The sequence below is a fragment of the Acinetobacter sp. 24-47-62 genome (assembly GCF_056779765.1).
In genome coordinates, this window is the sequence record NZ_JBWYIN010000016.1 from 1 (window position 1) to 25,807 (window position 25,807).

Here is a 25,807-nt window from a genome sequence, read left to right on the forward strand (position 1 = left end):
GGAGTGAATGTTCGTCTTGTTTTCATTGAGCACCTCTTTGGTGAATACATTATCACCTAATTTAGTGTCCAACTTTATTAAACCACTACACCTACTACTCAGTGGATCATAAGTAATTATTATCATGATTATAGTTCATATCAAGAATGGTTTACTCAACTCAGGGTATGCCATAAAGATCACTTTGATAAATATTTCAAACTTAGTTTTGATAGCGAAAATTTTTCTACGTCAGACTTTATAAATTTCCTAGAACTAACCAATGATAGAGAGAAACTTAAAGAAAAAATTCTTGCCTTGGATGCAAGAAATTTAGCAGAAGATTTTCTATCAAAATTTGAAGCATATAGCAAAAAAGTTCCGCAAGAAAATTTCAAATCATATATATATGCAATGTTAGATGCTGGCGATGAAATCAATAGCAAATCAAGTAAATTTTTTGGTTTTTCACCACAAATCTATTTGTTCAGATTATGTTCTTGGTGTTTAGAAGACATAGAAGATATACATTTACGATCTAAAATTTTGGGTGATTACATCAATCAAAATCCAATTTTTTCAATCGTTAATGACATTCTAATTGCAGAACATCAGAATAGAGAAAAAAATCGTGAAACTTTATTAGATGATTCTGATTTTGATCAACTCAAAATAGATTTTACTAAAAAATTAAATGAATTTGCTAATTCAAATCCTGAAGCTCTACTAAGAAAACTATCATTCCGTTCACTCATGTATCGTTGGAAAGAATGGGGGGCTTCTTCTGATGTACTCTCTTGGTTCGAGAAACAAACTCAAGATATAAATGGAGTTTTACAAATACTAGATACCATGATTCAAGTTACTCGATCATCTAATGATTTTTATACAATATCGAATATTTCAAAAAAAATTAAAGCTGATACTGTAGAAAACTTTTTAGATATTCAACGCATATCAAACATAATTGACTCTGCTGATCATTCTGATCTATCAGAAGAGAAAAAAGAGTTAATAGAAATGTTTAAGAAAGGTATAGAAGCTAAAACTAATGGAAAAGATAATGATTTAGATGACTAACCCTCACCCCAACCCTCTCCCAAAGGGAGAGGGAGAAAAGTGACATTTATAGGACTTGATGCTCCAACAACATCTCCAACCCACTCTCTTTCCCCATATACAACAGCCGTTGCTTTTCAGCTTTAAGCTGTTGCTTCACCACTGACACATCCGCATCAATCTGCTTATATAAATCCGCAATATTGAGTTGCCTTTTTGATTTTTGCACCGCAATTTTGGCTTTATTTGACCACACCAGCGAGTCAATCAATTCCTGAATCTGCTGTTTTAAGGACTGGCTTTGTGCTTCTAAAGCCTGTTGGTAAAACTTGACTTGCTCGGTGCTTAATCCTTTATTTGACCCATTTTTACTTTGTTCAACTTCTAGCTGAAGTTTGAGTAAAAAGAACAAATCTCCCTGCCCGTATGCCTCATTGGCACGTTGTAGTAACTCAGTTTTCTCAGCTTTTTTAGCTTCATCTTGTTCACGGTCAGGGTGAATGATCGAGGCAATTTTTAAATAGACCGTTTTGAGTGATTGATTTACCATCTTTTCGGCTTGGGCTTGCTTATCCTGCTGTCGTTTGAGCTTGGCTTGCTGCCTTGCTTGTTGATACTGCGCTTTGTCCCATAACGAATCGTCATCAATCGTTGAATCATTTTGTTCACCATGAGCATCTGGTGCTTGACTAGATTCGAAGTTGTTCTTTTTATCTTGCTTATTTCGTGGTTGAGCAAACACCTGTTCGAAATAAATATGTAATTTTTCAACTGTCTCAAGTTGAGTTTCATTGAGCATATTTGATTTGCTCAACATTTGGGTCAAATTAAAACACTTCTCTTCCACAACCTTTTGAGACGACTTATTTAAATCAATTTGACTTAGGCTATTCCATAGACTTTGTAATTGCTGAAACAGCACTTGATAAACATCACGATAGACAGGAATAAGTTTCTTCTGCGTGTAGGTACGAATTTCTTCTTGGGCGTGTTGCCATGCGGATAATTGTAATTTTTGCTGCTCAATCTGATTAATCAAAACCCGTAGCTTATGATCTTGAACAAGTTGTGCAGAAGAACTGGATTGAATTTCGAATGAAGTCACGTCAGGTGTTTAGTCCAATGAGAGAATACTGAGTTTAACAAAATGTGGATGCTTTATTTAAGCATCGATCACAGTTTGATTTCGACCATTGGCTTTTGCTTGATAAAGATGTCGATCTGCTCGTTTAAGAATGGCATAAGCATCAGCATCGTTGAGATCAGTCACACTGACACCAATACTGACGGTCAAAGTTTTCTCTGCCAAAATAACAGCTTGTTCCACCAATGTACGAATTTTCTCTGCCAAAACTTGCGCACCCATCAGATGTGTTGCAGGCAATAAAATTACAAATTCTTCACCACCATAACGTGCCACAAAATCGGTTTCACGCGTTGCTTGATCAAGGATTTTTGCTACTTGTTGTAACACTTGATCCCCTTGATCATGACCATATTGATCGTTGACTTGCTTAAAATAATCGACATCCAATATAAGTGCTGCATAGCCAATTTGATTTCTTTTATGTTGACCAAATAAGTATTCAAGTTGTTCGTTTAAAGCACGGCGATTGTGTAAACCTGTTAATGCGTCATGTCGTGACAATCGAATCAACTCAAGATTAGCCAATTCAAGTGCTCGAGTGCGCTCTTGAACCTTACGCTCTAGAGATTGGTTTGCCTCAAGCAATTGTTGTTTCTGTTCCAATAAGGTTTGCGTCATGCTTTGTAGAGAATGTGATAATCCTTGGATTTCACGGATGCTGCTTTGACTATGAAATGCCGTATGCACGTCTCCCTGTTCGACCGCATAAGCCGATTTAGCTAAAGCCTCAATGGGTCTGCTCAATTTATTGGCAAGTTGATAAATCACATAAAAGATAAACAGCGAGACGAATAAACCAATCAGGAAGATTTTGAACTGCAAATCACGCATATCTGCCAAAGCAATCGCCAAAGGTTGACGAATTACCACATGCCAACCAATATCACTTTTAGTCTCGGACTCCACCGCAATATTTGCGGTTAAGAAATCCTGCCCTTCATTCCAATCATCAATATAATAAAGTGCATCGTTGACTTTAAGTTGAGGTGGCTTGACTCGTCCAATACTTTTAAATGGATACAGCAGTTCACCCTGTTTGTTTAAGATAAAGACTTCTATGCCACGCTGAGATGCTGTTTGAGATAATGCTTTATTGAGAATATGACGTGCCCACTCCCAATCTGCATGTGCAGCTAACACTCCTTTTAATTTTTGAGTATTTGGATCATAGATTGGTGTTGCGAAATCAATAAAACGCATCGGCTCATGAGGATTTAAAGCTTGAATTTTTTTTGCCAATAACACAGCTTCATGCACATCACCTAAGTATGTACCCTGTAAACCTGCCTTAAACCATGGTCGTGAAGAAACGTTTTCACCTTCAAGAATACCATCCGCAGCAATTTGAACATCACCGTTTAAATCTGTTACCCCCATCCAAGCATAATAGACATACGCATTTTTGACTTGTTCCAAGCGTGTACGAACACGTGGATCATCTAGACTTGCTTCTGAAAAGAATGGAGATTGGCTGAGCAGCACCATTTCGCGCTCGCGTTCGGCAAGAGAAGCTGCCAAGGCATTACTGATATTTTTTGCTGCGACATGTAGGGTCTGTCCACTGGCTTTAGCCAAGTGCTGAGATGCGATATTTCCAATATACAGCGATACGCATATCCCAAGGATAATGGTTAATCCAGCAAATATGAACAGAACGCGATTACGGAATGAATCCAAAATACACCTTAACTCTTGGTTAAACACCGAAACATGCAACCATAAGAATATAACAGAATATTACAAATACATAACAAACATTTCGGATCATTGTAATGAATAAAAAATGCCAACCTTATCTCATATATTCAAAATCCTGATTAACATTAACAACTGTAATTCCACTCCCTATCTTTTAAACAACATGATTTAATATTCAAGTCACGCACCACATCTACATAAAGTCATAATAATTCGACAATAATTCTGTATTTCTTTTTTTTGGCGCTTGATAGCTTAAGTAGAATCACCTAGAAAATTGAGGAACAAATGGATTTTGCTTCTATCTTTTTTTACGACACCACATGGGTATTTGTTTTCGAAATTTTAATCCGATGTGTGGTGATGTATTTACTCATCATTCTTTTTCTTCGTTTGACTGGCAAGCGAGGGGTTAGACAACTCTCCATCTTTGAAGTTGCCATTATTCTTTGTCTTGGATCGATTGCTGGAGATCCAATGTTTACGGAGGATTTACCCTTAATTCAAGCCGTAGTCGTCATGAGTGTGATCATCTTGCTTTACCGCACCACAACGTGGTTAATGATGAAATATCAGCCTTTCGAAGACTTAGTCGAAGGTAAATCCTGTTACATCGTAAAAGATGGCATGCTCGTCCTTGAAGCATTCAAGCGAGGTAATATGTCGCATGATGAGTTCTTTTCGGAAATGCGTCGTCAATCCGTTGAGCATTTAGGTCAAATTCGAGTCGGTCTATTAGAGTCCGATGGGAATTTCAGTATTTTGTTTTATCCCGATGAGCAAGTTAAATATGGCTTACCAATTTTTCCAGATCAAGCTCAATCAATATACAAGGTAAAACCTAGCGTAATATATGCGTGTACACATTGTGGATTCTGTACTGAACTTCAACAACCACTTCAAGATTGTCCGCGCTGTTCTTGCCAAGATTGGACGCAAGCAATGAACAGTCTAAGAATTGGTTAGCAGATGAATAATCTAAAGTCTGTTGGGACGAAGCAGATTATTCATCCTCAGCGCTGACTCAATCGAACATAGGTGGTTGAGATTAATCCAAGACTTTCACCACAATTTTACCAATGTGATCACCTGCATCCATTGCTAAATGAGCCGCTTGAATCTCATCAAAATTAAAAGTTTTATAAATCATCGGTAGACATTCACCTTTTGCCCATAACGGCGCAACATGTGTCTTTAAATCTTGAGCGATTTTGGCTTTTTCTGCTGTGGTACGTGCACGCATAGTTGAGCCAGTAATGGTTAAACGCTTCATCATGATTTGACCTAATTTTACGCCGTCAGCTTTAGCTCCTCCAAGAAATGCGATATAAACCAAACGCCCATCACGACGTAATACATTCAAGTTTTGGGCTAAATAAGGCGCTCCAACCATATCTAAGACAATATCTACGCCATTTTCTTCCGTCGCTTGCTGAATGACCTGTTCAAAGTCTTCCGTTTTATAATTAATTGCATGCGTCAAATCTTGAATTGCTTTTACTTTCTCATCTGAGCCAACAGTCGCAAAAGTTTTTAAGCCAAATGCTTTACACAACATTAATGCTGTTGTTCCAATCCCACTGGTTCCGCCATGGATTAAAGCCGTTTCCCCCGCTTTAGCTTTGCCCATTTGAAAAATATTCGCCCAAACGGTAAAAAATGTTTCTGGAATTGCAGCAGCTTGAATATGACTCACCCCTGCAGGAATATTAATCAGCTGAGATTCAGGCACCACACAGTATTCCGCATAACCACCACCATTGGTAAGTCCACACACTTGATCCCCCACCTGATAGGCGTTTACCTCAGCCCCTACTGCAACGACTTCCCCTGATACCTCTAACCCAGGTACAGGTGTGACCCCTTTAGGCATTGGATATAAACCTTGGCGCTGTAAAATATCAGGACGGTTAATGCCGAAAGCATGTACTTTCACCAAGACTTCATTGTCTTTAGGTTGCGGAATATCAACCGTTTCATAAGCCAACTTCTCAACGCCGCCTGGTTCAGTAATGATCACATGTTGCATGCTTTGTGCCATAATCAAATCCTTTATTTACAATACTTTTCATTCATTTCAATCAATTTCATCATAGTTGATCGCATTGATAAAGTCCTGTATTACTTATGTATAAGGATGAAAACGAATCATTATTTTTTGGGGAAAATAATATGCGTTACTTGCTGCAATTTATTTTGCCATGCAGTTTTGCTGCCTTGGTCATCATCTGTTGGACTTTTTTGTTAAGTTTTCCATGGGATTCAGCAGTAATTGCGATGATCTACTTCCAAATTGGGCTGGTGTTGTTATTGCTATACATTGAATACGATGCGAGCAAAGTGGATGGTGCAGCAGGTTGGACTTTTTTAGTTTTCTGTTTTTTTGAAATGATATTGTTCGTCGCTTTGGGGATCATTCGTATCATTATTGGTGGATGGCAAGTTTTAAATCTTTTATTTTGAACCTTGCCTCAGACACGAATATTAAAATAACTCAATAATATAAACAAAGCTTCGTATTTTTCTGATTTACAAAGGAATTGTAACCTTAATTTCATAGATTTTAAGGTCGTCATGGATCGTACACTCGAGAATTTTAAAATGATAAAGCAGACTCTAGTTGTCACACTATCGCTCATGCTCGGTTTAGCAGGATGCTCTGGGGAAGATCAAGCTAAATCAACCTTACCAAATACTCCTGAGCCAACCATACCAATTCAGCCTGAAGATCCAAAACCATCCCTACCACCAGATCTCGAACCTGAAACACCGATCAATGTTCCACAACCAAACACTTATTTAAATCTGGATTTTACTGAATTTTATTCAATACCTTCTGATTGGAATATTCTGCCTTCAAATCCAGGTAGCATTCAATTTAAAGAGGGTGCCTTACTGATTGATGGTCTCAAAGATTTAACCAAACCCACCACCATCATGTTAAGTTCGGATTTTCAAAAGCTTCGCAACTATAAAATTGAGTTAGAATTTGAATACCTTGAGCGTAATAACGGTACTCGTTGGGGAAGTATTATTTATAGAGCTTCAGGTGTGTTTGCTCAACCTGAATATACACCATACTACCAATTTGCTATTCGTGCAGATGCATCTGCTTATAATGGTCTAGAACTCGCACTTAGACGCTCAAATAACACATGGAATGTCATCAATACATCCAAATTCGAATCAAACATTGCTTTAAATACACCTTATAAGGCTACAGTCGTTGTTCATGATCAACGTGTTCGTCATTACTTGAATGATCAATTGGTTTTTGATGGTGAATTACCCACCAACCTAAACCAAGGTGCCATTGGACTTTCAGCAGCAGGATTGCTGATGAAGGTCAACACAATACGGGTGATTGAACAACTTGATGCTCTCCCTACTCAAGATCGGATCACAGATGTCATTGATCACAAATATCCAGTTGCAATGGCGCCCGCTTTAGCACAACCAGCCGACTCATCAACAAATGATAACGTTCATACCGCCACTTATATTGCTTACCAACTTGATGAACAATTATTTTTAAAAGATTTCGACAATAAGACCTCGATGCATCTCAGAAGTCTTCTTTCTGATCAAACCAAAAGAACACTTCCTCTTCTGCATATCGACTCTGAAAACACACTGGCTGAATTAAGATCTTTGTCTTCAGATTATGATTTTAGTGATGTCACGCTAGTCTCTGATGATCCATATCTATTAAGAAAAGCGCGTGTGGAGATTCCAGAAATCCGTACAGCATTGGATTGGTCTGAAAAGTTCAATTTGATTTCAGATCAAAATAGTGTTGTGAAAATTGCACAGGCAACCAATACATCACTTTCTAAAATTGTGATTTTACCAGCCCATTTGGTTCAATCTCATCTGGTTGCACACTTGCAACGTTTATTGATCACACCTTGGGCAGGTTTTACCCACAATACTTCTGGACAGACCAGCCCTAAGCTTGATGCCTATCAAGCTGCTGAGATATTAACGACAGGAGTGAATGGCATTTATACGCATCAGCCTGAATTATTTCATTCCATCATGCGCTCAATGGCGCCCAACACCCTACTTCGTAAACCGCTTATTACAGGTCATCGAGGAATCCCGTCTCAAGTTGATGAAAATACGCTTGAAGGTATTCTTAAGGCGATAGAAGTTGGTGCTGATGCCGTGGAATATGATGTCTATCTGACGAAAGATGACCATGTCGTTTTAATGCATGATAAATCGGTTTTACGCACAACGGGTATCGCAAAAAATATTGAGAACATGACGCTCGAAGAGGTTCGTAAACTAAAAACGACCGTGCAGCGACTTGCCGTACCGACGATGGATGAAGTATTGGCTGCAGTAGTTGAAAAATACCCACATGTCACCAATTTTATCGAGATTAAGAGTGCAAAACCCGAAATAATTTCAAAAATTAAAGATTTACTTGATAAATATAATGCATATGGTCAAGCGATTGTCATAAGTTTTGATGGGCAACAAATTCTTGAAATGAAGAATACTCTAAAAGGTGTATCAACGGGTTTATTGGTATATCCACCAAAGGAACAAACTACTTTTCTAAACATTCGAAGAATTTTGGAAACAACACGACAATTTTCTTCAACATTCAATCCGAATTATAGTGGTTTGAATCAGGATGTCATGTATCTGGCAAGTTTACGTGGGGTGACCTTCTGGCCTTGGACGTTCCGATTAATTAAAAATGATTTCTATCGTATGTACATTCAAGGTACACATGGGTTGACTACAGATTATGCACAAGATGCATCGAATTTTGTGGTCAAAATTAAAACTCCACGACAAATAACAGCAACTGTTGGTCAACCTTTACAAATCGCTGGGCAAAAATTAACGCAACTGGGTCAATCTAGTTACCAAAGCTTCAATACGATGCTCGTACTACCAGGCTCTGCAAAATATAGTCTAAATGGTCAATCTGTGAGTTTCAGTGAACGTGGTACAGCCTATGTCATGCCAAGCTACCAATACACCATAGCACCCAATTTCACCTATACCATCTATGCAAAACCCGTAACTGTGACCATTCAATAAGCACATCACATTGATATTTGGAGACCAATTCAGTTCGCTGAGTTGGTTTTTTTCGAAAATCGCATTTTCCCTCATCTTTTCATAAGATTTCAACTGGACTTTTAATGATGTTCACCGCTTAAACACGACAGTATTTAAAACTGATGAATTTCATAAATATTTAATATGTAATATTTTTTTTACTTTATGACAAATCCATAGAATTGTCATTTTATGTACTTAGATTGTGTCTCGCTTAGGGACATACTTTTCGAGTACTTTTTAATGATGAAATTTACAACACTGACGTCAGCAATATTATTAACATTAAGCTTAACGGCTTGCTCCGATGATGATCAAAAAAATGCTGTATCAAATCCAGATCAAACGGAAAATCCTAATCCATCTCCTGAACCAGAAACACCAGACATTGAAGTACCTGTACCCGAAATACTTTTTGAAGAAAATTTCAATGCTTTAACTACTATTCCAAACAATTGGACTCAACTTCGTAGCAATCCAGGGAATATTGAAGTTAAAGATGGAGCACTACTCATCAATGGTACGGCGCACGATACACAAATGACGACCATCATGTTGCCAAACGAACTACAGCAACATCGTAATTATCGTATCGATATGGATTTTGCTTTCTTAGAAAATAACAATGGCGGGCGTTGGGGTAGCATCATCTATCGTGCCGCTGATCAATATGCTGATCCAGCTTTTACTCCATACTATCAATTCGCATTTCGTGTTGATGCAACCGCTGCAAGTGGTCTTGAACTTTCTATGCGTCAACCTAACAACACATGGAATGTTTTACAGAAATCTGCACATAAAGAGAATTTTGAGTTAAATAAAACCTACAAAGCAACAGTCATCGTACATGGCCAACGCGTACGCCATTATATTAATGATGAACTCGTACTCGATAGCACGCTACCTTACAATTTAAATCAGGGTGGCATTGGCATTTCTACAGCTGGCGCTTTGATGCGTGTAGATTCAATTAAAGTGACTGAGCAACTTGAAGCCCTACCAGAGTCTAATCGAGTTACAGATCTAATCGATCAGCAATTGCCAGTCTCTATGGCACCAGCACTCGCTCAGCCTGCTGGCGCAACTACACTGAACTCAGCTCCATTAGCAACTCATGTTGCCTATCAACTGGATAAGCAACTCAATCTTCTTAACCAAGATCAAAAGAAAATTACTCATTTAAAAGATTATTTAAATGATTCAACACGACGTCATATTCCGCTATTAACGATCAATTCAGAAAAAACAATTCGTAATCTGAAAACGTTGACAGAAAACTATGATCTCGCTGATATCACCTTGGTGTCGGATCAGCCTGAACTCTTACGTAAAGCTCGTGTTGAAATCCCTGTATTGCGTACAGCACTCGACTATTCAAAACAATCTGGTTTAACCAATAGTAAATCAGATATTGTAAAAATTGCTCATAATACCAATTCTTCTTTATCAAAAATTGTCATTTTACCGCCGCACTTAGTGCAATCAGAAGTCGTATCTCATCTACAACGCTTATTAATTACACCTTGGGCAAGCACACTTCATCCAGATCAAAAAGATGGCATTGATGCATTCAAAGCAGCTGATATTTTAAGCACTGGGATTAATGGGATCTATACACAACAGCCAGATGTTTTCCAAAACATTATGAAGCAGATGGCACCGAATACCCTGTTAAGAAAACCCCTCATCACAGGCCATCGTGGTATTCCAGCTTTAGAGGATGAAAATACTTTAGAAGGAACAATCAAAGCTATTGAGGTGGGTGCTGATGCAGTTGAATATGATGTTTATCTATCGAAAGATGGTCATGTTTTCTTGATGCATGACGGGACGCTAAAACGTACCACAGGTGATAGCAGAAACACTGAAGATCTGACCTTAGCTGAAATTCGTCAGTTACGTACGATTCCCAATGGTCGCCCAGTTCCAACCATGGATGAGGTTTTGGCTGCAGTCAAAAAATACCCCCATGTGACCAATTTCATCGAAATTAAAAGTGCTAAGCCTGAAATTGTAGCGAAGATTAAAGAACTTTTAGATAAGCACAATGCCTATGATCAATCGATTGTCATCAGTTTTAATGGTGATCAAATCTTACAGATGAAAAATACCTTACCGGGTGTTTCTACAGGCTTCTTAACGAGTACGCCGAACGCACAAAGCAATATTGTAAACACACGTCGAATATTAGACGCGACTCAAAAATATTCTTCTACATTTAACCCGTCTTTTGCAGGATTAAGCAAAGAGTTAATGTCAATGGCGAGCTTACGTGGCGTAACTTTCTGGCCTTGGACATTCCGTACCAATAAAGATGATTTTAATCGTATGTATGTACAAGGAACACATGGCTTAACCACCGATTATGCTCATGAATCTTCTGATTTAGTCGTCAAGATCAATACTCCAGGTCAAATTACTGCGAAAGTGGGACAGCCTGTTGTTTTTAGTGGAGAAAAAGTTACTCAGATAGGTAAGGCTTCAGCACAAAACTTTAATTCAATGATTGTTCTGCCTGGTTCTGCCAAATATAGTAAAAATGGTCAGTCGATTACGTTTAGTGAAAAAGGCAAAGCCTATGTCATGCCGAGCTATCAATACACGATTGTGCCGAATTATAGCTACACCCTGTACGGTAAACCCGTGACAGTCACGATTCAGTAAGAAACTTTAAATTTACATGCCCAATTGTTAAGTTTAAAGCTTCAATTGGGCATTTCTTATTTTTTTAAATTTTGAATCACTTCGGGTAAAAAAGAACGGTGAAATCCATCATAGGCTTGATTATTCTCAGCCGGACTTAATGGAAATATACGTGTGCCTTGAGAAGCTGCGCCATCAATCCTTATCGTGACACCCGATATAAATTTAGACGCTTCAGACAATAAATAGACGATCGCTGACGACACCTCAGCTTCTGTTCCCATGCGTTGCAAAGGAACTTTCTCCGCCATACTTGGAATCACTTTTTCAGCCATTTCACCAGTATATGTATCCATACCTGATGACAAAATCCATCCAGGTGCTACGGCATTCACACGAACTCCAGATTTGCCCCACTCGACAGCAGCTGTCTTGGTCAGATTATCAACCCCTGCACGGGCTGCGCCTGAATGTCCCATATTTGGCATACCTCCCCACATATCAGCAGTCATGTTGACAATATTTCCACCATGCTTATTCATCCATTGATTGTAAGCTTCGCGCATAAGATAGAATGTAGCGTGTAGATTGTTTCGAATGACAGCATCAAATCCATTGGCTGAGATTTTTTCTAAATGCGCTGGAAATTGTCCGCCTGCATTATTCACCAAGCCATCAATTCGTCCGAATTTTTCAATTACTTCCCTAATCATGGCTTTCACTTGTGCTTCATCACGATTATCACAAGCAATGCCATAGGCTCTGCCACCATCTTGCATGATTTCAGCAACAACTTTATCGAGTTTTTCTTGGGTACGCCCTGTAATAATCACTTGTGCATCCAATGATGCAAGCTCATGAGCTGTACAACGTCCAATACCAGAACCACCTCCTGTCACAATGATGACCTGATTCTGAAATAAGTTTTCCTTGAATACTGAGTTATATGTCATGCCAATCCTTAGGTTGTAATTTTTATCGACTTGCAAAATTATCCCGATTTTTTAACAGTTGCAAGATCATAGAATTTTATAATTGTTGTTTCAAATGCTAATCAAACCTTTCATTCAAGGGCTATGGCATAGTTTTTACAAAACGCATTAAGATTTTTCTTACCACAGGTAAAAATATTAAGATCAATGGAAATGCGATTAACCAAGACATTGCCCACGTCTTTATCCAGACCGCCCAGATCCCATCAAAAAATCCACGATTCATTACAATATTAATTAAAGAAATTGAACCACTCATCAAACATGACAAAATTAACGGCATCAGCCAATTGAGATGTTTGGGGTGAAATTTTGGGAGTGCTTTATTCATTGTAGTGCCTAATCATTTCATCTCATTTAATTTAGCACCAATGCAATCACTATTCCTATATTTTTCAAGTTTCAAGCACACAAAACTAATCCAATATCTTTAAAATTTTGAACCTTGAGGCATGGTTTAATAATTTTTCTTAGTAAATGAATATTAAATAGAATGGATTAGTTTCCATCTTAATCAAGACTCATGAGCAATAAAAAAATATTTAACTTTAAACGATGATTTTATTTTTTAGCTTTTCTACTCTACGAAAATGTTTTAAGTTTTTAGTTCAATTTTACCGTTAATCTCTATTCTTTAGATTCCAAGCATTTTTTTTGCAGTTTTTGCATAGCTTCTCTAGGCATAGGCGCTGTCATCATCTGTTGGTATTCTAAACAGGCTTTACTGGGTTGTTTTTGTTCTATCGGAGCATTCATACACGCCGTCAAGAACATCAAAAGCAAATACGCTACTATTTTCATCATATCTCGAATTTATCGTTAATGTTCATTCTATCTTAGCTCATTAGGGCTAGTGTGGTCGTTATTAAATTTTAAATAAAAAAGCCCGCCATCAGGCGGGTTTTTTTAAATCAGTCAATCTTAAAGACGAACCAATTCCACAATCTTCTCAGCCAATTCTTCAGCAGCTTCTACTTCAAAACTTGCATCCGTACCTGTTGCAGTATCAGTAATGACCACCACTCCAGTTTCACGTAATAATGCAACTTGCTCAGCAGTTAAACCAGCTTTAGCAATCGCGACAACACCTTGTTGGATCAATAAGCTTTCTAATACTTGTGCATTCACAATTGCAGCATTTGATACAGTTACCGCAGCAGGTTTTTGACCCAAACGCGCCGCACGTGCTTCTGATGTTACAGGCTCATTATGTGCAGTCCATTCAACTGCCTCTTCAACCATACCTGCACCAACAGTTACGTTGCTTAGGCGGTCAATAAAGATAAATGAACCTGTGTAACGGCTGTCTTGGTAACGGTCAAATACGACTGGTGCATCAAATTCAATCGTTACATTCGCAATCGCATTCAGCTCTAAGTTTTCAACTTGAACTTTTTCAAGCGTATTTACGTTTGTACGGAAGTTAATTGCTGTTACCTTAGCAGGAACAGTTTGCGTACCAATCTTCACGTTATATAACTTACCAATCGCAAGCGGTTGATCTGCCATCCATACAGCAGTCGCTTGGACAGAACGAGAAATTGAAGGTACTTCTTGATCCGCACGTACAAGTACGTTACCACGAGAAATATCAATCTCGTCGTTTAACGTTAATGTCACTGCTTGACCAGCAACTGCACGTTCTAAGTTACCATCAAAAGTAACGATTTCTTTAACTGTAGATGATTTACCTGATGGCAACGCAGTAATCGTATCTCCAACGTTGATATCACCTAATGCGATCGTACCGCAGAAACCACGGAAATCGAGGTTAGGACGGTTCACATACTGTACAGGGAAACGGAAGTCAGCTTTAGCTGAAGTACGATTAATCTCTACAGATTCAAGCGTACCCATCAAAGTTTCGCCTGTGTACCAAGGTGTATTTGGTGATTTGTTTACAACGTTATCACCATTTAACGCAGAAATCGGCGTAAAGATGATGTTAGATGGTTTACGATCGCCAAGTTGTGCAACAAAGCCTGCGTATTCTGTTTGAATCTCATTAAAGCGTGCTTCAGAGAACTCAACCAAGTCCATTTTGTTGATCGCAACAATAATGTTCTTAATACCAAGTAAGCTTGCAATATACGTATGACGACGTGTTTGCGTTTGAACACCGTAACGCGCATCAATTAAAATGATCGCAAGGTCACACGTAGACGCACCTGTAGCCATGTTACGTGTGTATTGTTCATGCCCCGGAGTGTCGGCAATAATGAACTTACGTTTTTCTGTAGAGAAATAACGGTAAGCTACATCAATAGTAATACCTTGTTCACGCTCTGCTTGTAAACCATCTACAAGTAACGCTAAGTCAGGTGCATCCCCTGTTGTACCGACTTTTTTAGAATCACGTGTCACTGCTTGCAATTGATCTTCATAAATCAATTTTGAATCGTAAAGTAAACGACCAATTAAAGTTGATTTACCATCATCTACGTTACCGCAAGTCAAAAAGCGTAATAAGTCTTTATTTTCGTGTTGTTTTAAATAACCCAAGATATCTTGGCTAATCAAATCTGATTGATGAGACATGGCTCATAGCTCCACAAATATGTTGAAATCGGTGTATTTGAATCCCCCTCGTTCCCCCTTTGAAAAAGGGGGATGACTCCTCTCTTTTACAAAGAGATGAGCAGCGCTGCTGCGGAAGAGAGATTCTAGAAGTAACCTTCTTGCTTTTTCTTTTCCATCGAGCCCGCTTCATCATGGTCAATCATTCGACCTTGGCGCTCAGAACTCGTTGCAAGCAACATTTCTTGGATAATTTCTGGCAAGGTGTTAGCAGTCGACTCCACCGCACCTGTCAATGGGTAACACCCCAAAGTACGGAAACGAACCGATTTCATTTGTGGAACTTCACCTTCTTTTAAAGGCATACGCTCATCATCCACCATAATTAATGTACCACTACGCTCAACAACAGGTCGTTCTGCCGCCAAGTACAATGGAACAAGTGGAATACTTTCTAAGTAAATATATTGCCAAATATCAAGCTCAGTCCAGTTCGACAATGGGAACACACGGATACTTTCGCCTTTATTCACTTTACCATTGTAAAGATTCCAAAGTTCTGGACGTTGGTTTTTAGGATCCCAACGATGTTTATCATCACGGAATGAATACACACGTTCTTTGGCACGTGATTTTTCTTCATCACGGCGAGCACCACCAAATGCAGCATCGAACTTGTATTTATCTAATGCCTGTTTTAAACCCTGAGTTTTCATGATATCAGTATATTTCGAACTACCATGATCAAATGGGTTAATCCCAGCATCCTTACCTTCTTTATTTTGGTGGACGATAAGATCGAAACCGTGTTGCTTAGCCATATTGTCGCGGAAAGCAATCATGTCCTTAAATTTCCAACCTGTATCTACATGTAACAGTGGAAAAGGGAGTTTTGCAGGATAGAATGCTTTAAGCGCTAAATGCAGCATAACTGCCGAGTCCTTACCAATCGAATAAAGCATGACTGGATTTTCGAATTCTGCAGCAACTTCGCGAATGATATGAATACTCTCAGCTTCAAGCTGTTTAAGATGAGTAAGTCTTTCCTCATTTAATGACATGGACAACACCAGCTAGAATATGTGTACTTATGACACTTTTGAAAATTTATATTCATTATAGTGATTTAGACAACAGAGCTTTATCTCGTTTTTTTATATTAATATACTCAAATAGAATATAAGCAAAGAGACAATCTAATTATGATAACAATTACAGGCCTTTCAAATATAAAATACCAAGAATGGTTACCCCTTTGGTCAGCTTACCTTGAATTCTACAAGACCGAATTGAATCCTCAACAAGCGGCTCTGACTTTCAAACGATTATCTGATGCGTCGCAAACCGATATGTTTGGCTATGCCATTATAAAAAATCAAAACGTCGTCGGAATTGTACATCTCATTTCTCACGCAAGCACTTGGACTAAACTCCCTTATTGTTATCTCCAAGATTTGTTTATTGATGCAAATTATAGAAATCAGGGCTTAGCCAGGAAATTAATAGAATTTAGCTATGACGAATGTAAAAATAATTATGATAGAGTGTATTGGTTAACCCATAAAAGCAATGATAATGCTAGACTTTTGTATAATCGTGTTGCAACCGAAACGGGATTCATTCAATATAAAAAATCTCTAAATTAGTTATTTTTATCTCCCATGCTTAGCCTTGAATCTCTTAAACAACATTTAGAGCGAGCTCAAATTGCTGGTCATATTTATCAGCATCATCAAATTCTAGTGTTACAAGAACCGTTTACTGAAAATGGTTCTGCTTTAAATATTTTTGTTCAGCACGAGTTAACTGCTGATCAAATTGGCTTACAGTTTGCTGTTGAACATACTGATCAAAAACTAAAGTTCTTGATTGGCGTTACACATAGCAATCAAGATCATAGAAGTGAAATTAGTATTGGTCATTTAAAAGGCAATCAAAAAGCTTTTAATTTGTGCTATGCCTTTTACAATTATCCAAAACATTTTTTTGTAGTTGAAACAGATTTATATGCGAACGCTGAGCAATTTAAAGACTGCTTAGAAAAGCAATTATTCAGTCAGCCTGAGCTTAGTTTTTTAGACACAGCCACTAAAGTAAATCCAATGGGACAGAATTACCCATGGATGAAGGATTATATCGCGCAACTTAGCTTAGAAATGAAAGTTCGGATACAAACAAGTCTCATGTAAAAAAAGCCACCTTTTTAGGTGGCTTTTTCAAATGCTAATCTAAGAATATTAACGTCCCAGTTTTTTGACATCTAAAGGTATTTCAATACCAACAGAAGCACCTGCATCATTACCATGACGATCTGAATCTGCAATCCAACCATTAATCTTTAATGGCAAATTCGGCTTCACAAAATGCGTCCAAGTTAAATCTAATGCTTGGATATCATCTTCCTCAGAAAATGCAGCATTGGTATCTCGATTTGATTGATTTACTTTTGCAAATAATACGCGACCTGAAAGTCTATTCATGGCATCAAAACGAATATTTCCACCCAAAGAAATCATCTCACCATCTCCTCCAATCGCATGTGCAAGAGGATAGCCATGTTGATAATATCCATCTGTATAAACACTGTGATTATAAGATATTCCTTGGGCCTTCCCATTTGTAGTGGTGTCTACCCACTCAGCATAAACCTGATAAGGCATTTTTTTTAAAGATGAAGAATAATCCACCCCAGCCTGATACATTTTCTTAGCAGGTAAGCCACCTGCTTCATCTTCCCCCACGTATTGAGCATAGACGCCGATTGGCTGGTTCAATAAATAGCTTAGATTCAAACGCGCATCAAATCCAGCAATCTGGTTAGATGGATTAACAGTATCCCCGTAAACATTATCTTTACCAATCCAAGCATCCCAGAGAGTTCCTAAATCCTCAGGGCGACCTTCACCACCCCATTGAATAATGCGTGATGCACCGAACTCTAAATAAGGTAGTGGTTGTGCGGTCAAACGTAAACCAATAATTTTCGCATCAGGAACTGCTTTATAATCATCTAACTGGCCGCCAAAAGCTTGGTATTGCCAAGGCCCGATCCATGAGAGCCATTTATGATCAAAAGCAGCCTGTTCAGCACGCTGTAGAGTGAAACCATATACTGGTCGACTTGCATCTCCACGTATCAAACTACCATCGTGTGCAGGCCCCCAGTAGGTTGGAATCTGACCAGCAATGAGCCATTGATTCCAAAGTTTACCCGCAAGATATGAGCCTTCTAGGTTAACGTCTTGCCCATTGTCTATCTGAGGGTCTTTTTCACCTCTAACTTTGAGCTTCGCATCCCAATTTTGCCCCCCAAGATTTAACTCTGCACCAAGCGCATATTGTGCTTTTTGATGATCGGCAAAAGATTGTGGGATTTTCTTTTGATCACTCTCCGCGAAAGCATCAACTTTTAATGTTTCATTTTGCTGCTGAATCGCTCTTTCGACTTCCTGAATAACCTTTTGTTGTTCGATGGAGTTAATTTTAGCATTGGTGAGGGCACGTTGGACCTCATCACCACTTAGCGGCCATGTCGAGGTGCTTATTTGAATCACACCTTGTTGATTCAGCCAATTTAAATCATCTCTCAGGTTTTCATCGTTGAGGAGAATACCATTGGCAAACACCAGTGGACTAGAAAATAGTAAGCTCGATGATAGGATTTTTATAAGTCTATTCGGGTTCATCACAAATCAATTTAGGATTATATCTTATTGATTATTTGAATTTTTAATTTATAAATCCATTAACTTTACATTAAGTATTTAATTAGATACATTTAATAACATTGTATAAATATTTTGATAAACATACAGCTGGTTAAACAGATTAGCCTTAATGATAATTTTCTATATTTTTTTATCACCTTAATTAAATATTTTGTGATTAAAACCTCAAAATACACTCACACTAAAAAACATTTAAATTTAATTTTATGTTAAGAAAAATTAAAAAAGCCCTTCAAAGAAGGGCTTTTTTAATTTCACTATTACGCATTTTTGTGACGCATATGTGGGAATAAGATCACATCGCGAATACTTGGCGCATTGGCAAATAGCATTACCAGACGATCAATACCAATCCCTTCACCTGCTGTAGGAGGTAATCCATATTCAAGCGCCTCAACGAAGTCGGCATCATAGTGCATTGCTTCATCATCACCCGCATCTTTTTCAGCTACCTGTGCTTGGAAACGCTCAGCCTGGTCAATTGGGTCATTTAACTCTGAGAAGCCATTTGCAAGCTCACGACCACCAATGAAGAATTCAAAACGGTCAGTAATGTGCGGGTTGTCATCGTTACGACGTGCCAATGGAGAGGTTTCCGCAGGATATTCAGTAATGAAGGTCGGTTGACGAAGTTTCGTTTCAACAGTTTCCTCAAATACAATCGTTTGAAGCTTACCTAGACCAAAACCTGGCTTCACTTGCTCTTTAAGTTCATTCTTAACAAACTCAGCTAAGAACTCGCGATCATTTACATTTTCAGGTGTAAATTGTGGGTTATGTTCAAGAATTGCATCAAACATTGAGATTTTCTTGAATGGACCTTTGAAGCTATACACTTCTTCGCCATAAGGTACATCTGTCGAACCTAAGATATCAATTGCTAGTTTTTCTAGCATTTGCTCTGTCAGTTCCATCAAGTCTTTGTAGTCTGCATAAGCTTGGTAGAATTCGATCATGGTGAATTCTGGGTTGTGACGTGTAGACACACCTTCATTACGGAAGTTACGGTTAATCTCAAACACACGTTCAAAACCACCTACAACCAAACGCTTTAAGTAAAGTTCTGGTGCAATACGTAAGAATAATGGCATGTCTAAGGCATTGTGATGCGTTTCAAATGGACGCGCAGAAGCACCACCTGGAATCACATGCATCATTGGCGTTTCAACTTCCATATAACGTTTTTCAGTCAAGAAGTTACGAATACCAGCAACTACTTTTGCTCGAATTTCAAAAGTCTTACGCGTTTCTTCGTTCACGATCAAATCAAGATAACGTTTACGATATTTTACTTCTGTATCTGTTAAACCGTGGAACTTGTCTGGAAGAGGACGGAGTGATTTAGTGAGGAGTTCAAAATGTTCAATATGCACATAAAGATCACCTTTGCCTGAACGTCCAATGTAACCTTCAACGGCAATAATATCACCTAGGTCTAAACCTTTAATGGTGTCAAGTGTTTCAGCAGAAAGTTCTTTACGCGCCACATAAAGCTGAATACGGCCGGTCATGTCTTGGATCACCATGAACGAACCGCGGTTCAACATCACCCGACCCGCAACTTTGACATAAACTTTTTCACTGCCTTCAATTTCTTCTTTTGATTTATCAGCAAACTGATCCTGAAGGTCTTGTGCATAATGTTCACGCTTAAACGTGTTTGGCCAAGGGCTAGTGCCCTGCTCTTGAGCCTTATCTTGAATCTGTTTTAACTTGGCATGACGCTGTGCGATTAAATCGTTTTCGGAAATGGCTTGTTCAGAAGTCGATTGAGCGTTTTGTTGCGTCATCTCTGCCTCGTAATTTTATTTAAAAAAGAAGTTGCATAGCATAGCAGAATTCAAAGTACTTGAGCATTAGAAAATAATCAGCCATTTGAAAAACGCTTAATTTCATCCACTAAAGTCTAGGTCTGAACATTTCTTAGACCAAAAGCTAAGTTGTACTTTGAATACAGCACTCTACAATCATCCTATAAATTGTGGAAAAGTATACTTTCAACAATCATAAAAAATAGAATGGATTTAATGATGACTTATGAACACTCAAGACCCTAAAGTATTGTTTATGCATGGATTAGATTCTTCAAGAGAATCTACCAAGTTTCAGGCAATTCTTTCTAAAAATAAATATTGCATTAATGTTGATTATCGAAATTTAAAATACGCTGCTGTTGAACGTTTTTATATCGATATGATCGAGAAAATTAAACCAGACATTTTAGTAGGACATAGTCTAGGTGGTTACTGGGCATTAAAGATGTCAAATCGATTTCAACTTCCTGCTGTGATTGCAAATCCGAGCCTAATGCCATCTTTTGATCCTGATTATCCAGCGATTACAATTGAGGAGCTTCAATCCAAAACCTCATCTCAAATCGCTTATATCGAACTTGGTGATGAACTGATTGATATGCATAGTACCTCTGACTTATTAGAGCCATACATGTACGTTGAAAGTATTATTGGTGGCCGTCATCAACTGGAAAACCCTGATCGCCTGAATTACCTGATCGGATTAGTCAGCCACTCAAATCATCAATCACATTAAAAAAGCCTTGTGAATCACAAGGCTTTTCGACTTAAATTTGAGGTTTTGATTTATCGTCCAAAACAGACCAAATATTCATTCCTAAATCTGCGTGTAAGTCTGGCAAATCAAGGAAAATACTCGCCCCTAAAACAGTGTGCTGACATTTATCCATCAATTGCTTAACTGCTTTTAATGTACCACCTGTGGCCAATACATCATCAACAATAATCACTTTTTGAGCCTGTACATCCGCAGACATTTCTAAACGGTCCATGCCATACTCAAGGCTATAGCCCACACCAATTACTGGTGGTGGTAATTTTCCAGCTTTACGAACCAACAACAACCCCTTACCAGTACGTTGCGCCAACAAACTCGCCAAAACAAACCCACGTGCTTCAACCGCAACGAAACTCTCTACCTCTGCCAATTGCTCCGCAGGAATACTTTCGATTAAGGCGTCAGTTAAAGGTGCAATGCTCTGCATGAACAAAGGAGTTAAATCAAAGAAACAAATTCCTGGTTTTGGAAAATCTTGGACCGTACGAATGTGTGACCACAATGATGTAGACAAAGAAGTAGACATAGGAGATAAAAATTAGACAAAAGAATGCGTGAATTTTAACGAATTATCGACAAAAAATATAGCAAACATGAGCTAAGAAAAAATACCAACCAATATAACTTATTGATTTTTAATAAACCATTTTTTAATTAAATAACAAGTATAAAACACAAACAGTATAAATTTTATATAAATAGCTGGTAAATCAATACGCGACAAAAGTCTGACAATTTTTTTTAAATCATAATACATATAATTTTGGCAAATATTTCAAAGATTTAATGCTCAGTCCTATCATGCATTAGCATAATTAGCATGCGTTTTGTCCTAATCTGCCATTCAGCTTCTCTTTTAGTCAGCTAAACTCCGTTATTTACTTTACTTTCCACCTCGAACTGCGTAAAAATTTGCTTGAATATGAACGATAAAAATTCATATCACTCGAGTCTAGGTGTGAGAAAGATTTTGGCTGACACCAATAAATGGAATTGTCAGTATTTTTTGGAGAATCAAATGAAAAAATATCAATGCATCGTTTGTGGATGGATTTATGACGAAGCAGAAGGCTGGCCACAAGATGGCATTGCTGCAGGCACTAAATGGGAAGATATTCCAGATGATTGGACTTGCCCAGATTGCGGCGTATCAAAAGCAGATTTTGAAATGATTGAAATCTAATACAGATTTCCTTTAAAGACCATTTTGATATGGTCTTTTTTCTTATTTACTAAAAAAATTATCAGTATTGGAGAGTACTATGCAACCGATCATCATTGTTGGCTCTGGCATGGCAGGTTACACATTAGCGCGAGAGTTTCGCAAACTGAATGCTGAACAAGCACTTGTTATGATTTGCTCAGATGATGCGGTGAACTATGCAAAACCAACTTTATCTAATGCACTTGTAGGTAAAAAAGCGCCAGAGCAAATTGCCTTAGGTGATGCTGAGAAAATGTCTGCGCAATTGAATATGCAAATTATTGATCATGCGACTGTAACTTCAATTTCTGCAGATCAACATCAATTGACCTACACAAAAGATGGACAAGCTGAAAACCTTATATACAGCAAATTAATATTAGCTGTAGGTGCTAACCCTATTCGTTTAGCCATTTCAGGTGATGGCGCTGATGATATTCATGTAGTTAACTCACTGATTGATTATCGTGAATTTCGCTCTAAGCTCGACCTTAAACAAGACAAGCGTGTTGTCATTTTAGGTGCAGGCCTCATTGGGTGTGAGTTTGCCAACGATTTACAGAACACAGGTCATCAAGCGACTGTGATTGATCTTGCTCCACAACCTTTAGGTCGTCTTCTACCAGAACACGTCGCACATGCTTTCCAGCAAAATCTTGAAGAAACAGGTATTCAGTTTGCATTAAGCACCACCGTAGATCGTGTAAGTAAAAACTCAGACGAAAGCTATACCGTAACGCTTACAAATGGACAGAGCTTTACAGCTGACGTTGTTCTTTCCGCTGTTGGCCTGCAACCCAATACATCAGTTGCACAAGAAGCAGGAATCCATACCAGCCGTGGGATTGTGACTAACACTTTAATGGAAACCAATAAAACCGATATTTATGCATTAGGTGATTGTGCAGAAGTAAATGGTTTACTGCTTCCGTATGTCATGCCAATTATGCAACAAGCACGTGCTTTAGCCAAAACATTGTCTGGTGAAAATACACAAGTTCATTATCCAGCGATGCCAGTTGCAGTGAAAACTCCTGCTGCACCACTGACTGTATTACCTGTACCTCAAGGTGTAGAGGCAACTTGGGAAACTGAAGAACTCGATGACGGAATGATTGCTAAAGCACTTGACCAAGAATCAACGCTTCGTGGATTTGTGCTACTTGGACCAACAGCAGCGAAGCAACGTTTAACATTGACCAAACTGGTCCCAGATTTAATTCCAGCTGCCGTTTAATTATTCAAAGATTTAGGGTATTTTCAAATGAAAGTACCCTTTTAGTTTGGACACAATAAAAATGAATAACGCACTAGAATATCAAGTTTCACCTTATGCTCCATTCATGCAAGAAAGTAAAGTGAGTCTTGGCAATGGGATCGACCTTCATATTGAAGTTGGGGGCAAGGCTGAACATCCTACGATTATTCTCATCATGGGACTGGGTGCGCAGATGCTTTTTTGGCCAGATTTTTTTTGCAAATCTTTAATAGACCAAGGTTTCAGAGTCATTCGTTTCGATAACCGAGATATTGGCCTCTCAACAAAAATTAAGCACAAGGGACCTCGCCTCAATACATTTAAACTTATGGGTCGATTTGCTTTTGGTCTAGGAAATCAAGGCTCTCCTTACAATTTATATGATATGGCTGAAGATGTAGCGTTACTCATTGAACGATTAGGTCTTGAAAAAGCGCATATTATTGGTGCATCAATGGGGGGAATGATCGCTCAGATATTGGCAGCAAAATATCCAGAAAAAGTGGATAAACTAGGATTATTATTTACCAGTAATAATCAGCCATTTCTTCCGCCACCATTTCCAAAACAATTATTTAGTCTTATTGGTCGCCCTGCATCGAATGATGAAGATGGTATTGTAAATCATAGTATTAAAGTCATTCAGACGATTGGTTCACCTGGTTACGTCAATCAATTGGAAGTTATTCAAAACGCGCGTAAATTATATAAGCGTAGTTATCATCCCGCGGGTGTACTTCAACAGTTTTTAGCAATATTATGTACAGGCTCATTAGTTTCTATCGATAAGCAAATTCAAAAGCCAACACTGGTTGTACATGGCTCAAAGGATCGTCTACTCCCTTTTAGCCACGGCAAGGCAGTATCAAAAGCAATATCAGGTGCAAAGTTTGAATTAATCGAAGGAATGGGGCATGATATTCCTGCGCATTTCATCCCACAACTGAGTGGTTTGTTTGCAAAACATTTTAAATGATAAACACTAGGACACTATGGCTGCATTACCATCCCTAAGACAGCTGTCATATCTCGTGACTCTGTCTGAGACGTTGCATTTTACAGAAGCAGCACGTCGCTCATTCGTTACTCAGTCTACGCTTTCTGGCGGGATTATGGAGCTCGAGCGTTTATTGGGTGGCGTTCTCGTTGAACGTGATCGCCAAAATGTACGTTTAACCCCTCTCGGTGAGCAAGTGGTTGCACGAGCACGTGTCCTTCTTGCTGATGCTCAAGATCTCATGCGACTGAGCCGTGAGATGAGCGAACCACTTACTGGTGATCTTCATTTAGGAATTATTCCAACGATTGCACCATTTATTTTGTCGCAATTGTTAGAAGAAGTTCATAAAGAGCTGCCTAAAATTCAACTACATCTTCATGAAGCACAGAGTGAACATTTGGTTGAAAAGCTAGAACATGGCAATTTAGACATGATCATGTTAGCGCTCCCATTCGACACACGTGGCTTAAAAGTCGCTGAAGTTGCGAAAGAGAGTTTGTACTTAGTTGCAAATAAAGCTGACCACAAAACGTCGCAAGCTAAATCTTTAGAAGATCTTGATTTGACACACCTCATGTTACTTGAAGAAGGTCATTGCTTAAGAGACCATACTTTAAGTGTATGCCCTATCGGTGAACGCAAAAATGATCATCGCCTTAAAGCGAGCTCATTACCAACCTTGGTTGAAATGGTGAGTTCTAATCTGGGCTTTACATTACTACCTCAGATTGCGGTAAATACACATATGCTGAAAAATAATGATCAATTGGTGATCCGACCAATTGAGAATGCCCCTTCACGCATTCTGTCATTAGTGACACGTAAAAGTACGCCATTGCAAAGCGAATTTGATGTCCTTTTACAAATTCTACAGCGCATTACTGCTGATATTTGCTAATAAGTCATCT

Annotated in this window: 23 protein-coding genes; 12 read left to right on the top strand and 11 right to left on the bottom strand. The window is 38.4% G+C overall.

From position 1 onward, the window contains the following. Nucleotides 1-297: 297 nt before the first annotated feature. On the top strand, nucleotides 298-1,059 hold the full coding sequence (locus AC1M87_RS12660; protein WP_481593895.1) for a hypothetical protein: 762 nt from the start codon (nucleotides 298-300) through the stop codon (nucleotides 1,057-1,059). Between the two features lie 46 nt (nucleotides 1,060-1,105). Here the strand turns inward: AC1M87_RS12660 and AC1M87_RS12665 are convergent, their stop codons facing one another. Both AC1M87_RS12665 and AC1M87_RS12670 read right to left on the bottom strand, forming a co-directional pair. Further along, entirely contained in the window at nucleotides 1,106-2,143 is a 1,038-nt protein-coding gene (locus AC1M87_RS12665) for a molecular chaperone DnaJ (RefSeq protein ID WP_481593896.1), read from the bottom strand. Between the two features lie 57 nt (nucleotides 2,144-2,200). Then, nucleotides 2,201-3,862, bottom strand: a complete 1,662-nt coding sequence (locus AC1M87_RS12670; RefSeq protein ID WP_481593897.1) for a sensor domain-containing diguanylate cyclase — start codon at nucleotides 3,860-3,862, stop codon at nucleotides 2,201-2,203. Nucleotides 3,863-4,171: 309 nt separating this feature from the next. On the opposite strand from AC1M87_RS12670, the gene AC1M87_RS12675 reads away from it, so the two are divergent. Then, on the top strand, nucleotides 4,172-4,849 hold the full coding sequence (locus AC1M87_RS12675; protein ID WP_035266694.1) for a YetF domain-containing protein: 678 nt from the start codon (nucleotides 4,172-4,174) through the stop codon (nucleotides 4,847-4,849). Between the two features lie 82 nt (nucleotides 4,850-4,931). Here the strand turns inward: AC1M87_RS12675 and AC1M87_RS12680 are convergent, their stop codons facing one another. Next, nucleotides 4,932-5,924 carry an NAD(P)H-quinone oxidoreductase gene (locus tag AC1M87_RS12680; RefSeq protein WP_481593898.1) on the bottom strand — a complete coding sequence of 331 codons (993 nt, stop codon included), beginning with the start codon at nucleotides 5,922-5,924 and terminating at the stop codon, nucleotides 4,932-4,934. Nucleotides 5,925-6,055: 131 nt separating this feature from the next. Here AC1M87_RS12680 and AC1M87_RS12685 point away from each other — a divergent pair, with 131 nt between their 5' ends. From AC1M87_RS12685 to AC1M87_RS12695, 3 genes are all read left to right on the top strand, one after another. Continuing rightward, complete coding sequence (locus AC1M87_RS12685; protein WP_481593899.1) at nucleotides 6,056-6,346, top strand: hypothetical protein; 291 nt, start codon at nucleotides 6,056-6,058, stop codon at nucleotides 6,344-6,346. A gap of 138 nt (nucleotides 6,347-6,484) precedes the next feature. Continuing rightward, complete coding sequence (locus tag AC1M87_RS12690) at nucleotides 6,485-8,944, top strand: glycerophosphodiester phosphodiesterase family protein (RefSeq protein WP_481593900.1); 2,460 nt, start codon at nucleotides 6,485-6,487, stop codon at nucleotides 8,942-8,944. A 264-nt stretch (nucleotides 8,945-9,208) separates the two neighbouring features. After that, on the top strand, nucleotides 9,209-11,629 hold the full coding sequence (locus AC1M87_RS12695) for a glycerophosphodiester phosphodiesterase family protein (protein WP_481593901.1): 2,421 nt from the start codon (nucleotides 9,209-9,211) through the stop codon (nucleotides 11,627-11,629). Nucleotides 11,630-11,685: 56 nt separating this feature from the next. On the opposite strand, the gene AC1M87_RS12700 is transcribed toward AC1M87_RS12695, so the two are convergent. From AC1M87_RS12700 to cysD, 5 genes are all read right to left on the bottom strand, one after another. Beyond that, nucleotides 11,686-12,561 (bottom strand): SDR family oxidoreductase, encoded by an 876-nt coding sequence (locus tag AC1M87_RS12700; protein ID WP_481593902.1) that lies wholly within the window; start codon nucleotides 12,559-12,561, stop codon nucleotides 11,686-11,688. Between the two features lie 121 nt (nucleotides 12,562-12,682). Beyond that, complete coding sequence (locus AC1M87_RS12705) at nucleotides 12,683-12,931, bottom strand: DUF2798 domain-containing protein (RefSeq protein WP_481593903.1); 249 nt, start codon at nucleotides 12,929-12,931, stop codon at nucleotides 12,683-12,685. A gap of 296 nt (nucleotides 12,932-13,227) precedes the next feature. Continuing rightward, entirely contained in the window at nucleotides 13,228-13,404 is a 177-nt protein-coding gene (locus AC1M87_RS12710) for a hypothetical protein (RefSeq protein WP_481593904.1), read from the bottom strand. Nucleotides 13,405-13,521: 117 nt separating this feature from the next. After that, entirely contained in the window at nucleotides 13,522-15,138 is a 1,617-nt protein-coding gene (gene cysN / locus AC1M87_RS12715) for a sulfate adenylyltransferase subunit CysN (RefSeq protein ID WP_481593905.1), read from the bottom strand. A 125-nt stretch (nucleotides 15,139-15,263) separates the two neighbouring features. Then, nucleotides 15,264-16,178 (bottom strand): sulfate adenylyltransferase subunit CysD, encoded by a 915-nt coding sequence (gene cysD, locus AC1M87_RS12720; protein ID WP_035266686.1) that lies wholly within the window; start codon nucleotides 16,176-16,178, stop codon nucleotides 15,264-15,266. Nucleotides 16,179-16,319: 141 nt separating this feature from the next. On the opposite strand from cysD, the gene AC1M87_RS12725 reads away from it, so the two are divergent. Together AC1M87_RS12725 and AC1M87_RS12730 are read left to right on the top strand one after the other, a co-directional pair. Further along, on the top strand, nucleotides 16,320-16,763 hold the full coding sequence (locus AC1M87_RS12725) for a GNAT family N-acetyltransferase (protein WP_481593906.1): 444 nt from the start codon (nucleotides 16,320-16,322) through the stop codon (nucleotides 16,761-16,763). A gap of 15 nt (nucleotides 16,764-16,778) precedes the next feature. After that, nucleotides 16,779-17,306 carry a hypothetical protein gene (locus AC1M87_RS12730; RefSeq protein ID WP_481586517.1) on the top strand — a complete coding sequence of 176 codons (528 nt, stop codon included), beginning with the start codon at nucleotides 16,779-16,781 and terminating at the stop codon, nucleotides 17,304-17,306. Nucleotides 17,307-17,354: 48 nt separating this feature from the next. On the opposite strand, the gene AC1M87_RS12735 is transcribed toward AC1M87_RS12730, so the two are convergent. Beyond that, complete coding sequence (locus AC1M87_RS12735) at nucleotides 17,355-18,803, bottom strand: capsule assembly Wzi family protein (RefSeq protein WP_481593907.1); 1,449 nt, start codon at nucleotides 18,801-18,803, stop codon at nucleotides 17,355-17,357. Nucleotides 18,804-19,105: 302 nt separating this feature from the next. Beyond that, nucleotides 19,106-20,635 carry a lysine--tRNA ligase gene (lysS, locus tag AC1M87_RS12740; RefSeq protein ID WP_092766879.1) on the bottom strand — a complete coding sequence of 510 codons (1,530 nt, stop codon included), beginning with the start codon at nucleotides 20,633-20,635 and terminating at the stop codon, nucleotides 19,106-19,108. Nucleotides 20,636-20,882: 247 nt separating this feature from the next. Between lysS and AC1M87_RS12745 the strand changes: the two genes are divergently transcribed. Continuing rightward, a complete protein-coding gene (locus AC1M87_RS12745) occupies nucleotides 20,883-21,395 on the top strand; it encodes a YqiA/YcfP family alpha/beta fold hydrolase (protein WP_035266673.1) in 513 nt (170 codons plus the stop codon). A 31-nt stretch (nucleotides 21,396-21,426) separates the two neighbouring features. Here the strand turns inward: AC1M87_RS12745 and AC1M87_RS12750 are convergent, their stop codons facing one another. After that, nucleotides 21,427-21,963: an adenine phosphoribosyltransferase gene (locus tag AC1M87_RS12750; protein ID WP_035266671.1), complete on the bottom strand. Its 537-nt coding sequence runs from the start codon at nucleotides 21,961-21,963 to the stop codon at nucleotides 21,427-21,429. A gap of 492 nt (nucleotides 21,964-22,455) precedes the next feature. Here AC1M87_RS12750 and rubA point away from each other — a divergent pair, with 492 nt between their 5' ends. The 4 genes from rubA (at nucleotide 22,456) to oxyR (ending at nucleotide 25,797) form a co-directional block, all read left to right on the top strand. After that, complete coding sequence (gene rubA, locus AC1M87_RS12755; RefSeq protein ID WP_000760495.1) at nucleotides 22,456-22,620, top strand: rubredoxin RubA; 165 nt, start codon at nucleotides 22,456-22,458, stop codon at nucleotides 22,618-22,620. Between the two features lie 79 nt (nucleotides 22,621-22,699). Continuing rightward, a complete protein-coding gene (locus AC1M87_RS12760; RefSeq protein ID WP_481593908.1) occupies nucleotides 22,700-23,878 on the top strand; it encodes an NAD(P)/FAD-dependent oxidoreductase in 1,179 nt (392 codons plus the stop codon). A gap of 61 nt (nucleotides 23,879-23,939) precedes the next feature. Continuing rightward, nucleotides 23,940-24,875, top strand: a complete 936-nt coding sequence (locus AC1M87_RS12765; protein ID WP_092766881.1) for an alpha/beta fold hydrolase — start codon at nucleotides 23,940-23,942, stop codon at nucleotides 24,873-24,875. Between the two features lie 16 nt (nucleotides 24,876-24,891). Then, nucleotides 24,892-25,797, top strand: a complete 906-nt coding sequence (oxyR, locus tag AC1M87_RS12770; RefSeq protein ID WP_179997701.1) for a LysR family transcriptional regulator OxyR — start codon at nucleotides 24,892-24,894, stop codon at nucleotides 25,795-25,797. The last annotated feature ends 10 nt before the right edge of the window (nucleotides 25,798-25,807 follow it).

Bases quoted from the DNA above. Each gene is read 5' to 3' on its own strand.
- AC1M87_RS12675 (WP_035266694.1), top strand. From the start codon at position 4,172: ATGGATTTTGCTTCTATCTTTTTTTACGACACCACATGGGTATTTGTT.
- AC1M87_RS12680 (WP_481593898.1), bottom strand. From the start codon at position 5,924: ATGGCACAAAGCATGCAACATGTGATCATTACTGAACCAGGCGGCGTT.
- AC1M87_RS12685 (WP_481593899.1), top strand. From the start codon at position 6,056: ATGCGTTACTTGCTGCAATTTATTTTGCCATGCAGTTTTGCTGCCTTG.
- AC1M87_RS12690 (WP_481593900.1), top strand. From the start codon at position 6,485: ATGATAAAGCAGACTCTAGTTGTCACACTATCGCTCATGCTCGGTTTA.
- AC1M87_RS12695 (WP_481593901.1), top strand. From the start codon at position 9,209: ATGATGAAATTTACAACACTGACGTCAGCAATATTATTAACATTAAGC.
- AC1M87_RS12700 (WP_481593902.1), bottom strand. From the start codon at position 12,561: ATGACATATAACTCAGTATTCAAGGAAAACTTATTTCAGAATCAGGTC.
- AC1M87_RS12705 (WP_481593903.1), bottom strand. From the start codon at position 12,931: ATGAATAAAGCACTCCCAAAATTTCACCCCAAACATCTCAATTGGCTG.
- AC1M87_RS12710 (WP_481593904.1), bottom strand. From the start codon at position 13,404: ATGATGAAAATAGTAGCGTATTTGCTTTTGATGTTCTTGACGGCGTGT.
- cysN (WP_481593905.1), bottom strand. From the start codon at position 15,138: ATGTCTCATCAATCAGATTTGATTAGCCAAGATATCTTGGGTTATTTA.
- cysD (WP_035266686.1), bottom strand. From the start codon at position 16,178: ATGTCATTAAATGAGGAAAGACTTACTCATCTTAAACAGCTTGAAGCT.
- AC1M87_RS12725 (WP_481593906.1), top strand. From the start codon at position 16,320: ATGATAACAATTACAGGCCTTTCAAATATAAAATACCAAGAATGGTTA.
- AC1M87_RS12730 (WP_481586517.1), top strand. From the start codon at position 16,779: ATGCTTAGCCTTGAATCTCTTAAACAACATTTAGAGCGAGCTCAAATT.
- AC1M87_RS12735 (WP_481593907.1), bottom strand. From the start codon at position 18,803: ATGAACCCGAATAGACTTATAAAAATCCTATCATCGAGCTTACTATTT.
- lysS (WP_092766879.1), bottom strand. From the start codon at position 20,635: ATGACGCAACAAAACGCTCAATCGACTTCTGAACAAGCCATTTCCGAA.
- AC1M87_RS12745 (WP_035266673.1), top strand. From the start codon at position 20,883: ATGAACACTCAAGACCCTAAAGTATTGTTTATGCATGGATTAGATTCT.
- AC1M87_RS12750 (WP_035266671.1), bottom strand. From the start codon at position 21,963: ATGTCTACTTCTTTGTCTACATCATTGTGGTCACACATTCGTACGGTC.
- rubA (WP_000760495.1), top strand. From the start codon at position 22,456: ATGAAAAAATATCAATGCATCGTTTGTGGATGGATTTATGACGAAGCA.
- AC1M87_RS12760 (WP_481593908.1), top strand. From the start codon at position 22,700: ATGCAACCGATCATCATTGTTGGCTCTGGCATGGCAGGTTACACATTA.
- AC1M87_RS12765 (WP_092766881.1), top strand. From the start codon at position 23,940: ATGAATAACGCACTAGAATATCAAGTTTCACCTTATGCTCCATTCATG.
- oxyR (WP_179997701.1), top strand. From the start codon at position 24,892: ATGGCTGCATTACCATCCCTAAGACAGCTGTCATATCTCGTGACTCTG.